Origin of the sequence: Pedococcus bigeumensis, from assembly GCF_039531795.1 — a bacterium.
In the GTDB taxonomy this organism is placed as follows: domain Bacteria; phylum Actinomycetota; class Actinomycetes; order Actinomycetales; family Dermatophilaceae; genus Pedococcus; species Pedococcus bigeumensis.
The window spans coordinates 1,663,219-1,675,268 of record NZ_BAAAQS010000001.1 but is presented as its reverse complement, the minus strand read 5'-3'; the positions used below and the strand labels follow the sequence as shown (position 1 = coordinate 1,675,268).

Sequence of the window (12,050 nt, the reverse complement as noted above, 5' to 3'; positions counted from 1 at the left end):
CCATGGGAAGTGGCCCGGCCATCAACGTCTGCTTTCGGTCTGCGGCTCGGAGCGGTCTCGCTGAGTCTGCAATTCGGCGTTCGGACGCCCTCCACGGTGGGCTACGACCCTGGCTGGCTGGGTGCCTCAGGTTTGCGCGCGCAAGTGTGCGAGAACCGCCAGCACCCGGCGGTTGGTGCCCTGCTCCTCGACCAGACCCAGCTTCGACAGCAGCTGGGCGACGTGGACCTTGACGGTGCGCGGGCTGATGACGAGGCGGCGGGCGATGTCGGCGTTGCTGAGGCCCTCGGCCACGAGGACGAGCACCTCTCGTTCCCGTCCGGTGAGCGTGGCAAGCGGGTCGCGCCGCCTGCGACGCTGCATGAGCGCTTGGACGACGGCCGGGTCGATGACGCATTCCCCGGCAACCACGCGCAGGACAGCATCGACGAGGGCCTGGGGCTCGAGGCCGCGTTCCTTGAGCAGGTACCCGACGTGCGCGCCCTGCTCGATGAGCGGCACGATGAGCTCAGGGTCGAGGGCGTGGGAAAGCATGAGAACGGCGGTCCCTGGGTGGCGGGCCAGGATGACAAGCGCGGCGTCAATGCCCTTGGACGTGCCTGTCGGCGGCATGCGGACGTCAGCGACGACGGCGTCAGGCCGATGCTCTTCCACCGCGTCCAAGAGGGTGTTTGGTGGTCCGTGGGTCGCGCAGAGCCGAAGGGCCGTCCCCGGCTACACCCACGACGCTGTAGCCGACGCTCTCCAACAGGGCCCGGGCCGCCACCCGAAACCCTGCGTGGTCGTCGACGACATAGGCCGTTGAGGGCATGACGACATTGTGGAACCCGGGGCGACGGTTGTCTGTCCATGTGATCACGTAGCCGCTCTACGTGATCGCCCCGATGTGTGGTTCTCCTCGGAGTCCCAGAGTGGACAAGTCCGATCGCCGACTCCAAAGGGCAGCCATGAACCATCACACCCGATCACCACGCGCCGGCCTGACAACCATCGCCGTCGCCGCCACCTTGGCGTTCGCGGCACCAGCAGTCTTGTTGGTGTCCGCAGGATCGGCGCTGGCCGCTGACGTTCCAACACCGGTGCTCAACCCGGAACCGCCGGACTACTACACCTGCCTCACCAACGGCGCTGGCACCCACTGCTTCGGCCAACTGGTCGAGCCCTACGGTCCGGATCCCACAGGCCTGTTCTGCGGCGCGGGTCCCGAGGGCTTTGAGGTACTCGACCAAGCCGTTCGGATCCTTGACCAAGACCGCTGGTATGACCGCACGGGCAACATCGTGAGGCGCAAGAAGGTGATCAGCTTCCAGGACGCCAGGCTGAGCGGCCCCCACGGTGTGTCGGTGAGCTACGTCCAACGAGACATCGAACGCATCGCATTCCCGACCCCGGGCGACACCGACGTCGCCATCGACGACATCAACACCTCGTTGCGGATCGTCGTGCCGGGGCAGGGTGCAGTGCTCATGGAGAAGGGCCGGCAGGAGTACGGAACGGACGGCGAGTTGCTCAAGGACGCGGGGCGCCACGACGTAGAGGACTACTTCGCCGGCGACACCGGCGCGCTGGCGGGACTCTGCCGCGCGCTCGGTGCGCCCTAAGCACCGCACCAGACTGGTGTGGCGGCGCTCCAGTTACTAGGAAGGCACCGAGGCGACTACCTCAATATCCAACGTGCCCGGTCAGTACACCTAGGCGTCGTTGGCACGGCCGCAACGCCATAAGCCCCGAGTCGGGGTGTTAGGCACCACCTTCGGGACATCTGGCGGGTGGAGCCGGCATCCCGTCCGGCCAGCGGGTCCTCTCTGACTGGCACGGCCCTTGTCCGTTCTCGTCGACCAGGATGGCTCCGGTTAGGTCCACGTGCTCCAAGTCCACATCTTCAACATTGGTGCTGTGCAGGGTCGCCCCGCTCAGGTCGGCTCCTTCCAGCGCGGCACCGCCGAGGTTGGTGCGAATGAGGATGGCTCCGCTGAGGTTCGCCCCCTTCAGGTCCGCAGAGGAGAGATCGAGCCCGCTGAGGTCGGTCCCAGCGAGGTCGATGCCGGGCAGCAGGAGTTTGCTGCCTTCGATTCTGTTGGCGCTGAGCTCGCGGACGAAACGAAGGTTCTCGACTCGCTCTGCGTGCTGGGCTCGGCCGGCCTCCAAGGTTTCTTGCCGGTTTGCGCGGCGCTCATCAAGTTGGTTCTGGCCGAGTAGTAAGGCGGCGCCGATGACCAGGGCGAGTACGACGTCGCGGATCAACCAGGGAGGTTCGGAGTGCCAAGCCCGGCGTGGCGCGGCCCCCATGCGGCGCAGGAGCGGCCGAATCGCAGTACGCGGGGCAGTCATGAGATGTCCGTGGTCAAGGTCCGTGGATCTGTCCTGACCGAAGGAGTCGGGTGGCGCGCCATGGGCTGAGTCTGTGGCCCGCGGCCCGCTGGGGCACCCCGAATGTGCCGAAGACGTGTAGCCCCCTCCCGGCCGTGCCAGGTAACCGACGGGACACGCGAGACGCCAGGATGGCGACGGCATAAGCCGCTGGTGCCGCATGCGGTGATCTGCATCAGTGAGCGCCGACTGGATGGTGCACCCGCGCCGGCCGCCGTTCGCGCAGCTCATATGCGTCCAGCGGCGAACGCTGCGCTACGCACACGGCCAAAGCAGCACCCGCTCATCGGCTAGGCGAAGGCGTATACCTTGCGGCCCACACGCGGCGGAAAGACGCAGCCACATCGCGGTTCACCGAGTGCAGGTAGCCGGGTTCCGCGTCCGTCACACCCACCTGCTGGCGACCAGCAGTGGGATGCTGGCGAACTCGCCGAGGGTGCTCTCTGATCGAGGGGAGAGCGGAATCGAGGGATAGCGGAACCATGATGTGCGTGTCACGGGTGCGCCCGAAGCGGTCCGGGCTCACGTCATGACAGGTTCGCTCTCGATCGAATTCCGGCGCGTCACCGCGACCGTCACCCCCGCAGGTGGCGCCGTCACCCTCGAGAAATCCCCCGACGGGACGACGTGGACCCCGCTGCCTACGAGCGCCGGCACCACGGGGGCAGCGACCGCGAAACTGTCTGGGCTTGCCGGTGGCACTTGGCGTATCCGCGGCATCTCCGCACAGACCGAGACCGCGAGCGCCCCTTCAGCCATGGAGGTGACCCTGGTGGTGGAGGACTACAAGTCGGCCGGCGCCAAGTACTTGGCCATCGTCGCCAAGCCCAACAAGGCCATCGACAAGCTCAACAGCCTTCTCGACGCCAACGCATCCCTGACCTCCTTGAAGGAGCAGGTAGCCGTGCTCAGCGCTGACATGACGCAGGAGGCCAAGGACTTCCGCGCGTACACTGGCTGGCCGCGTGCGGTCGCGCCTGTCATCGAGGAGCTCGCCAAGGCCTCCGTCGTGGACGCGGACTACTTTCACCTAATGTCCCAGGTGAGGAGCATCGACGAGTGGAACCAACAGCAGGCCGAAGCGAACGCGAACTCGGACAGCGAAGGCGCCGCCGCTGCGCGCGCCCGAGACTTGCTCGGTCTGCCAAAACGAGACTTGCACCCATAGCCTGAGACGCTCGGGACTGCTCGTGGTGCAGGCGAGGCTTCAAGCTCCCGGTCGAGTTGAAGCCGGCTCGCGGCGGAAAGACGCTCGTCCTCGTCGCGGCATGAGCGGACATTGAATCCTCGACGATCGCACCGGATACCGGCCCGCGTGCGTGTCCCCACCCACCTCGACGTTCTGGTGCGCCGAGACGAGTGTGCGGACAAGCGCGAGTTGAGTAGATGCGCTCATGCCACCAACTCAGCCGCCCGCCGATACTGAATGCGTGATGCAGAGCCCTGCGCCGACGAGTCGCCCCGTCCCCCGACGCACGTGGCCCCCCGTACTCGCCTACGCCGCCCTCGTTCTGGGTGGGCTCTTGTTGCTGGCCGCGGGCGCCCTGTGCATGGCCGCCAGCACCGGCGACGGATGGGCTTGGGTCGGCTACTACTACGCCGGAGGCATCGCCATCTTCGAGGTACCCGCGATCGTCCTTGCCTTGGTCGCACTCAGGGGCTCCGAGACCACTCCGGGTCGGGAACGCGTCACCGCAGCGTTGGCAGCACTCCTCGTGCCCTGCCCACTGCTCCTGTGGGGGCTCTGGGGCCTGAGCTTCTGATCTGCAAACAGATGGGACGGACGCTCGGACATCGGCACGACCGCGCTCTCATCGGCACATCCGCGCGGATCGCGGCATGTGAGTGCGGTGCACTTCCAGAGCGTGCAGGATGTCTGTTCGTGCCCCAAGATTCCATGCCGACGCTCGAGTCCCGACTCCGGCAAATGGCCTCAGAGGACCAGCGTCTGACGGCAACCGAGCTCGCGTCCGTCGTACTTCCCCTCGCAGAAATGGGTTCGCTCAGACTGCCAGCGGGGGGACTTGGTCCTATCGCCGACGCGATTCGGGCGCGGACCAGCATCCCATCAGTAGACGCGGCACGCCACGCTCTGCTCTCCATGCCGGAAATGAGCCGGGACGAAGAGCCCGAGGATCTTGCCTCCTGGTACGCGTTCGGGGCAGTCGTCGCCTGGGTGTACGCGGCCGATGCGAACACGACCTCAGCCTCCGACGGGGTCGTCCACACCTTCAACCGCGTGTCCGAACTTCTGGACGGGATCGATGAAGATCTCGGGGATACCCAGCTGTTGAACCGGCTGCTGCTTGTGATGAACGGCCTGGGCGGGACGACCGAGTCGTGGGCCACCTTGTCCCAAGGCGTACGGGAAGCCGTCGATCGGCTTCGCTTTCTCTAACTCGAGGTTGCCCGCTCATCGGCTACTTGTTTCATTGACGGCAGGACGGTGCCTGCGCAGGCTCGGTCCAGGTGCCCGGGTTCGTCGCTCTCAAATCGGCTGCCCACGTTGATCGTGTGGCTCTCACATCGACTGCGCCGCCCGGGTGCCGCCGGGCAGGAGAGGCTCAAGAAGGGATTGCTCTGCTCGAAGTAGCGGTGCCCTCCACGCCCAACCATCACCGGTTCCAGGCAACGGAGGACGTCATGGAGGAGCAGGTCCCGCGGGTCGTCATCGGAATGGACCCCCACAAACGAAGCGTCACCATCGAGGTGATGCTCGCCGACGAAAGCGTGGTTGGCGGTGGTCGGTTCGACACTTCGATCGAGGGCTACCAAGCGATGCTGGCGTACGTCGCGAAGTGGTCGCGCCGAGTCTGGGCGATCGAGGGCTGCGAGGGCATCGGTAGGCACATCGCTCACCGGTTGCTCGCCGACCGCCAGGACATCGTGGACGTGCCGGCCAAGTTGTCTGCTCGCGCGAGGGTGTTCGCCACCGGGCAGGGCCGCAAGACCGACGCCACGGATGCGCACTCGGTCGCACTTGTCGGCACCCGGATGGCCGGACTGCGTCCGGTCGTCTCGGACGAGCAGCTTGAGGTGCTGCAGCTACTGGTGGACCGGCGCCGCGCGATCGGGGACGAGCACACCCGCAAGATCAGCCAGCTGCACCGAATCTTGTTGGAAATGCTGCCCGGCGGCGCCAAGAAGTACCTCTCAGCGGCTCAGGCCAAGGTGCTGCTGGCCGGGGTTCGCCCGCGTGACCCTGTGGGCAAGACACGCAAACGGGTCGCGGCCGAGCTGGTGGTCGACCTCGAGCGGATCTATTCGAGGAAGAAGGCTGCCGACAAGGAACTCAAAGCGCTCGTCGAAGCCACCGGGACCTCTTTGCTCGGACTACACGGCATCGGACCGTCTGGGGCCGCGCGGCTGCTTGTCGAGGTCGGTGACCTGTCCCGGTTCCCCGACCGCAACCACTTCGCGTCCTGGACCGGGACGGCGCCGATCGACGCCTCCTCCGGGGACCACGTCCGCCACCGGTTGTCCCGCGGTGGGAACCGGCAAATCAACCGGGTCCTGCACATCATGGCCACCGTGCAGCTGCGCACCGCCACCGAGGGCCGCGCCTACTTCGACCGGAAGAAGGCCACGGGCAAGACCTCGATGGAAGCGATGCGATGCCTCAAACGGCGCCTGTCCGACATCGTCTACCGCACCATGCTCAGCGACTACACCGCTAGCAAGGTGACGGGCCCGGGAGGGCAACGGGGCAACGACTCTGACTCCAGCGCGACCGGCTCACAACCCCATACCGGCACTTCGGACAAGCCACTTCCCGGACCCGCCAGCAACAAGCCTACGATCCCCCTGCCCAAGGCTTCTTGACACAGAAGGGAGCCATGAGAGTGCCTCTTCCGTCGCCCCGCTCGCGGCGGTATGACGCGGAGTCGGGATCGCGTCATCGTTGCCCCTCACGGCAGGAGGGAGACGAGCCGGTCCACTAGGTCACGCTGATGCGGACGATCCGCCCGGTGTCGCCCCGGCTGATCCACAGCGAGCCGAACGCGGTGAGGAGCCGGTTGAAGTCGGGGTGGCCTTCTAGGGTCAGGGAGGGAGTGACCTTCCCGGACTTGGTGTCCAGCCGGTAGATGGTGCCGGTGGTGTCGCTGGCCCAGGTGGAGCCACCGGTGCTGGCGACTTCGTACAGGTCCTTGTCGGGCCCGTACCGGATGGGGGAGACCTCGGACGTCCTGGTGTCGAGCGCCCGGGCCGCAGTGCCGCATGGCGGGTCACCGGTGCTGGTGAGCCAGAGGGTGCCGTCGACCAGGGAGTTGGTCGCGCAGGTGATGCTGCCTACGTGGATGGGTGGGCCGTCGAGGCTGGCGGTTGCGGGGTCGATTCGCGCGATGACGGTGTCGTCAGTGGTCGCCAGGGGGACCCAGATCCGACCCGAGGCGAACCGTGGTGAGTCGGCGGAGTGTCCGGGCAACGCCACGTTGCCTGTGACCTTGCCGGTGCGGGCGTTGATCCGCGTCAGGATGGCTTTGCGGTGCTGGATGACCCACAGGTCCGAACCGAGGGCAACCAGGCCGCCAGGGTGGTCGATCGGCGTTGCCGACGAACCTCGGATCGTGCGGATGACCCGGCCGGAGGCGGGGTCGACCTCCATGACGACGCTGTCGGCGAAGCTCGAGATCCACAAGGACCCGTTGGTGTAGGTGCCGAAGCCCGCTGGGTGAGGCAGCGTGACTGTCTTGAGCACCGTGGTCGTGCGGGGATCGATCTCGCTGAGTCGCCGGTTGGGTCCCCCGAGGGCCCAGAGGGCGGTCGGGGTGGGGACCAGGTAGGTGATCTGGTGCAGCTTCAGGGACGCCATGACCTTGAGGTGAGGCAGTGCCGGGGCCGGTGGGAGGACTGCTGTGTTGGTGCCGGCCCGGCTGGGTGCTGTGCCGGCACCGGCGTGCGAGGTGCAGTCGGCGGGAACGAGCAGCGCGGCCGCAGCGGTCAGCGCAAACCCGACCTGACGGGCCCTGCGCTCGGCCCGCCGGCCGCGTGCCATGTGGGCTGGCCCACCAATCGGAGCGGTGAGTGTCAAATGGTGCATGACTGGATCACGCGGGAGCAGTACGCGCCGTTCCATTCCGTTGGTGCTCACCGTCTCGCGGCCCGTGTGTTCGCCGAACGGTCATCTGGCTCCCTTTGCGCTATACCGCTGCGCGGGTGGTGGGCGCACACTGCAAACACGGGCTGCACGAGGGAACCGGACACCCTTGTGGCGCGTGCTTTCCTAAAGAAGGAGGGAGGTGAGCGTGGCCGACCAGGGGTCTTTTGACGGGTTCTACCTGGGCACCCGCGTGCAGCTGTTGCGTCACCTGACCCTGATGACCGGTGACGCCGAGCAGGCCGCGGACGTGCTTCAGGAGGCCTACGCGCGGGCGTGGGTGCGATGGGACCGGGTCTCGGTGTTGGAGAGCCCGGCGGCGTGGGTCCGCACGGTGGCGTGGCGGGTCGCGATCAGCCAGCACCGGCGTTCGATCGTCGCCTCGGACCGACTCCGTCGCTTCTTCGCGCCCGCGCTGGCCGTGGACGAGATGCCCGTCAGGGACGAGGCGCTCGACCTGTGGGCGGCACTTCGCCTGCTGACGCCGGAACACCGCCGAGCCCTGGTGCTCTACGAGATGTGTGGCCTGTCCATCGCCCAAGTGGCTGCCGAGACAGACGTCGCGGAGGGCACGGTGAAAAGCAGGCTGGCTCGGGCCCGCGCTGCCTTGGTCGCGGTCCTGGGTCCGGGCTACCTCACCGTTGGTGTGTCCGAGCGCGCCGCCGAGAGGAGGCTGGTGTGAACCTGGCCGAGCAGATGAACCAGCTCGCCGACGCTGCCGACCTCCGGCTGCTGCCGGACGCGGAGGACATCCGCCGCACCGGCGACGGCATCCGGCGCCGACGGCGGACCCGGCTGTCCGTAGGGGCCGCAGCGTTGGCTGTCCTGGCAGTCGTGGCGACTTTGGCGATCACGTCCATGCCGGCTTCCCGACCGGCACCGCAGCCCGCGGGCACGATCGACGGGTGGCGTCTGGTCCGCACGCTGACGGTCCCCGGCACGGGCGCGACGGTCACCGGGGCGGGCTCCGTCTGGGTGGTCGACATGCAGCGTGGTGAGCTGATGCAGGACGGTCGGACCCCGGCGGGAAGCCTGTACCAGGTCGATCCTGCGACCGGCGAGGTCCTCGACCGCGTGACAGGTGCGGTGGGCGGCTGGCCCACGATCGGCGGAGGCGCCATCTGGCTGTGCACGGCTGTCGGCGATCTCAACCTCCTGACCCGCGTCGACCTCCAAACCCACGACGTCACCCAGCTCCGAACCTCCAGCCCTGCGCAGCTGCCGCATGGAACCGCTCTTGCGCAGCGAAACCTGTGGGCGGCGAACTGGGCCTCGGGCGACCTGGTCCGCCTGGACCCGACGACCGGTCAGGCGCGGCAGACCATCCACCTCGGCGACGGTGGCAGCGGACAGGCGCCGAGCAACCCGATGAGCGACGGGCACAGCGTCTGGGTCGCGAGCCATGACGGCCTCGTCACCCGATTCGATGGCACCACTGGCACGAAGATGTCACAGCTCCAGCTGCCCGCCTTCGACGTCGCGCTCACCGGCATCGACCCCGCTCGCCACGTCCTGTACGCGCAGTCCCGCGCCACCATCTACGAGATCAGCACCACCCCTGGGCGCCGCGATAAACTCGCGCGAGAACTCGACGTCACGCCGCACCGCGTCGACGTCACGATCGCCGGGTCCGCGCTGGGTACAGGGGCGTTGTGGGTGGCAACCCTCAACCCGGACGAGCTCCTGCGCATCGACCCGAACACCCTCCACGTTACGGGCCGGATGCCGCTGACTGGCATCGACCACGGGTCGAACGTCCCGGTCGCACTCGCGGCGGCCGACCGGTCGGTGTGGGTCCGCCTGCCGGGCAAGGTCCTGCAACTGTCTCCCGGCCCCTGACCGCACGAGGGCATCGGCGTCGGGCCGCTCCGTCGATGGCGGGGGGCCGCAGCGGGTGCGGGGGGAGCTCGCGGCGGAAGGACGCCGGTGGACCGTCTCATCACCGGCTATGCGAGCTCGGTGATCGGATGTGACCCTTGCCCTGTAGAGCCAGCCGCGGTTCGCTTGTCTGGATGCCTGAGTGCGCTGTGCTGGCGTTGCGTGTAGAGGAGGTGACGTATGAACGCCGTGGCTGAGATCGTCCTCATCATCGATGCCGTGATTCTGATTTGCGTGGCGCCGGTCGAGATGTTCTTTCTGGACCGGCCGTGGGCCAAGAAATTCCTGGGAGTCGAGTTCACCAACCGGACTGACGTTGAACTCTGGGCGTTCTGTATTGGAGCTCGGAACTCGCTGGGCGCCGCTGGAGTCTGCGTGGGCGAGTGGATGCTGCACACCGGGCATGCCGGCTCCGGACTTGTGGTGATGATTGTGGCCGCCTGGTACCTCTTGCTATCGAGCCTGGCCATGGGACTCGCAGATCTGCTCGGCAAGTGGCACCCCCGTGGCGGGAGCATCCGAGGAACAATCGGATCGAGCGTGCCGCCCTTCATCGCGCTGGTCGCCCAAGGGATCTGGGGCTGACGGCTCGAAGAGACAAGCTGGGCATACGACGTTCGATCGGACAGGACGGGACCACAACGAAAGTCGTTGCGGTCAAGGACGAAAACCGAACGGGCTCATTCCCGTGGCGTGCCCCGGCATTCCTCGAGGTTTGACCGGGGAACGGGGTGCGACACCCCCGGTAAGCCGGCAGGAGCGACACGCAGGGGACCACCCGACTGGCGGCGAGAGGGGCACGTCGTCGGTCCCGTCCTGGTGAGAGACTTGAACACGGATAGACCACGCTGAGTGCAAGGAGCCGACATGAGTCGCGTCTTTGCCGTCGTCGTCGCCCACCCCGACGACGAAGCCTTTAGTTGGGCAGGAACCGTCGCCTTACATGCCGACGACTCTGATTTTCGGTTCATTCTCATCCATGCCACGCATGGCGAGGCAGGAGACATCCGCCCCGGCTTCGCTGCCACTCCGGCCACACTGGGCCGGATCCGGCAGGCAGAGAGTGAAGCGGCGTGGCAGGCCGTGGGGCGCACCCCCGACCGGCACGAGTGGCTCGGCTACCCCGACGGCAGCTTGGCCGAAGTTCCCGCCCCAGAGCTGACCGGGCGCATCCACGAAGTCTTAGATGCGGAGAAGCCGGACGTGGTCGCCACCTTCGGACCGGACGGGATCACCGGACACCCGGACCACATCACGGTCGGCGCATGTACCGATGCGGCCTTCGCCGAGCTCGCTCAAGCCGAAGGCCGCGGTTTCAAGCGGCTGCTGCACCACGTCCTGCCTCAGTCGATCTTCGATCGGTGGCAACAGCAACGACGGGACCTCGATCTGCCAGTGTTCGACCCGACGAAGATGTACCACGGGCGCGGCGTACCCGACGAACAGGTTCACCTAATCGTCGACTGTCGGAGCGTCGCCTCTCGGATCGTCGCAGGCATCCTCCAACACCAAAGTCAACTTCACGTCATGGCCGATCAGCCCGTGAACGAACACCGCCTCGCCCGGATCGTGAGCTGGGAGTGGGCCACCATCGCGTGGCCCCCTACCACTGAGATGGAACTGCCGCTGACGGACGTCTTCGAATTCCTTTGATGGACCAACCCCGCCAGGGACCTCGAACAGGAGATCTGGACGCAGGCAGCGGAAGACACATGCGCGGATCGCAGCTTGTCCCTGCGTTCGCGGCTCTAGAAGGCGAACGCTTGCTAAGCAGCTTTGAGAGGGCCTCAACATAGTGGGGACTCTTAGACCTCCCGTGCGATCGCTGCCAGACGTCAGACGATCCCGTCGCCCTTCCTGCCAGCGCGACCAGCGGCGCGATGGGATGGTGCCCAACCGCCACCTGTGGACGACTCCGTCTAGGCCGACGGCGGCTTCCGCACGCAAAAGGGCGGCCTCGGCAACGAACGCGAGCAGCTCAGAGTCGCCCGCACTCAGCAGTGGCTGCCGTCTTGAGCCGCGCGCGTCCCATTGGCCAACGAATTGGTGCACGTTGAAGTGGGACGCGACGCGTCCACGTCCCGACATGCCGATCATCGGACGCTTCCGAATGCGAATCCTAATGCAGCACGCGATGCTTGCGGCGTAGAGCTTGCTATTGGCCTTGGTCGCGGAGCGGAGGTTCAGGTGGCTGACGACAGTTCCTCAATCGAACTTGTACGGACGTACATTGCGGCCGTTCAGCGGGCCAGGGCGTCCGGGGACGTCGACGACTTCGAGGCCCTCCGCGAGTTCCTGGCCCCTGACGTGGTGATTAAGGTGGCGAGCCCGTGGACGGACCAGCCCTGGCACGTCATGCACCGGGGGGCCGATGCGCTTATCGCCAGGTTGCAGGCGCCGATGAACAAGGCCACGTCGCTGACCACCGAGAACGTCACCGTGCAGCAGGCTGGCGACGACGTGTACGTCGAGCAGGTGTCGACGATCGTCGACGATGACGGCAGCCATGTCAGCATGGTGTGCCACATCTTCTCGGTAGTCGATGGTCTCATCACCGGCGTGCGGGGCTACCGCAACGAACGCGGAATCCCCCCTGGCTGATGCCCCACAGGCCACGTGGAGAGGCCGCGATACGGGCCTCCTACCTCTTGCCGCCCGTTCCTAACGGCTGTTGGAAGCGGAACTCCACTATGGCGGTCGTCGG

13 protein-coding genes are annotated in these 12,050 nt (G+C 66.8%); 10 read left to right on the top strand and 3 right to left on the bottom strand.

From position 1 onward, the window contains the following. Positions 1-126: 126 nt before the first annotated feature. A complete protein-coding gene (locus ABD262_RS08010) occupies positions 127-654 on the bottom strand; it encodes a response regulator transcription factor (protein WP_344134606.1) in 528 nt (175 codons plus the stop codon). Between the two features lie 293 nt (positions 655-947). Here ABD262_RS08010 and ABD262_RS08005 point away from each other — a divergent pair, with 293 nt between their 5' ends. Beyond that, complete coding sequence (locus ABD262_RS08005) at positions 948-1,601, top strand: hypothetical protein (protein ID WP_344133725.1); 654 nt, start codon at positions 948-950, stop codon at positions 1,599-1,601. Between the two features lie 139 nt (positions 1,602-1,740). On the opposite strand, the gene ABD262_RS08000 is transcribed toward ABD262_RS08005, so the two are convergent. Then, positions 1,741-2,244, bottom strand: coding sequence for a pentapeptide repeat-containing protein (locus ABD262_RS08000; RefSeq protein WP_344133723.1), 504 nt, complete (start codon positions 2,242-2,244; stop codon positions 1,741-1,743). Positions 2,245-2,899: 655 nt separating this feature from the next. Between ABD262_RS08000 and ABD262_RS07995 the strand changes: the two genes are divergently transcribed. The 4 genes from ABD262_RS07995 (at position 2,900) to ABD262_RS07980 (ending at position 6,192) form a co-directional block, all read left to right on the top strand. Next, a complete protein-coding gene (locus ABD262_RS07995) occupies positions 2,900-3,538 on the top strand; it encodes a hypothetical protein (protein ID WP_344133720.1) in 639 nt (212 codons plus the stop codon). Between the two features lie 262 nt (positions 3,539-3,800). Then, a complete protein-coding gene (locus ABD262_RS07990) occupies positions 3,801-4,133 on the top strand; it encodes a hypothetical protein (protein WP_344133716.1) in 333 nt (110 codons plus the stop codon). Positions 4,134-4,471: 338 nt separating this feature from the next. After that, positions 4,472-4,768, top strand: a complete 297-nt coding sequence (locus ABD262_RS07985; protein WP_344133713.1) for a hypothetical protein — start codon at positions 4,472-4,474, stop codon at positions 4,766-4,768. A gap of 245 nt (positions 4,769-5,013) precedes the next feature. Further along, the gene (locus ABD262_RS07980; protein WP_344133710.1) at positions 5,014-6,192 is read left to right on the top strand and encodes an IS110 family RNA-guided transposase; all 1,179 of its coding nucleotides are present in this window, start codon (positions 5,014-5,016) and stop codon (positions 6,190-6,192) included. A 115-nt stretch (positions 6,193-6,307) separates the two neighbouring features. Here ABD262_RS07980 and ABD262_RS07975 read toward each other — a convergent pair whose 3' ends face one another. Continuing rightward, positions 6,308-7,183 (bottom strand): NHL repeat-containing protein, encoded by an 876-nt coding sequence (locus ABD262_RS07975; RefSeq protein ID WP_344133707.1) that lies wholly within the window; start codon positions 7,181-7,183, stop codon positions 6,308-6,310. Positions 7,184-7,610: 427 nt separating this feature from the next. Here ABD262_RS07975 and ABD262_RS07970 point away from each other — a divergent pair, with 427 nt between their 5' ends. The 5 genes from ABD262_RS07970 to ABD262_RS07950 all read left to right on the top strand — a co-directional run bounded on the left by ABD262_RS07970 (position 7,611) and on the right by ABD262_RS07950 (position 11,947). Continuing rightward, positions 7,611-8,150 carry a sigma-70 family RNA polymerase sigma factor gene (locus ABD262_RS07970; RefSeq protein ID WP_344133704.1) on the top strand — a complete coding sequence of 180 codons (540 nt, stop codon included), beginning with the start codon at positions 7,611-7,613 and terminating at the stop codon, positions 8,148-8,150. Continuing rightward, positions 8,147-9,307: an NHL repeat-containing protein gene (locus ABD262_RS07965; protein WP_344133701.1), complete on the top strand. Its 1,161-nt coding sequence runs from the start codon at positions 8,147-8,149 to the stop codon at positions 9,305-9,307. The genes ABD262_RS07970 and ABD262_RS07965 overlap by 4 nt, the downstream gene beginning before the upstream one ends. Positions 9,308-9,526: 219 nt before the next feature. Further along, positions 9,527-9,931 (top strand): DUF1304 family protein, encoded by a 405-nt coding sequence (locus ABD262_RS07960; protein WP_344133698.1) that lies wholly within the window; start codon positions 9,527-9,529, stop codon positions 9,929-9,931. 282 nt (positions 9,932-10,213) lie between these two features. Further along, positions 10,214-10,999, top strand: a complete 786-nt coding sequence (locus ABD262_RS07955) for a PIG-L deacetylase family protein (protein ID WP_344133695.1) — start codon at positions 10,214-10,216, stop codon at positions 10,997-10,999. 534 nt (positions 11,000-11,533) lie between these two features. After that, positions 11,534-11,947, top strand: coding sequence for a nuclear transport factor 2 family protein (locus tag ABD262_RS07950; RefSeq protein ID WP_344133693.1), 414 nt, complete (start codon positions 11,534-11,536; stop codon positions 11,945-11,947). Positions 11,948-12,050 lie beyond the last annotated feature (103 nt).

Coding starts and splice junctions, on each gene's coding strand:
- ABD262_RS07985 (WP_344133713.1), top strand. CDS start 4,472: ATGCCGGAAATGAGCCGGGACGAAGAGCCCGAGGATCTTGCCTCCTGG.
- ABD262_RS07955 (WP_344133695.1), top strand. CDS start 10,214: ATGAGTCGCGTCTTTGCCGTCGTCGTCGCCCACCCCGACGACGAAGCC.
- ABD262_RS07995 (WP_344133720.1), top strand. CDS start 2,900: ATGACAGGTTCGCTCTCGATCGAATTCCGGCGCGTCACCGCGACCGTC.
- ABD262_RS07960 (WP_344133698.1), top strand. CDS start 9,527: ATGAACGCCGTGGCTGAGATCGTCCTCATCATCGATGCCGTGATTCTG.
- ABD262_RS07980 (WP_344133710.1), top strand. CDS start 5,014: ATGGAGGAGCAGGTCCCGCGGGTCGTCATCGGAATGGACCCCCACAAA.
- ABD262_RS08005 (WP_344133725.1), top strand. CDS start 948: ATGAACCATCACACCCGATCACCACGCGCCGGCCTGACAACCATCGCC.
- ABD262_RS07975 (WP_344133707.1), bottom strand. CDS start 7,183: ATGGCGTCCCTGAAGCTGCACCAGATCACCTACCTGGTCCCCACCCCG.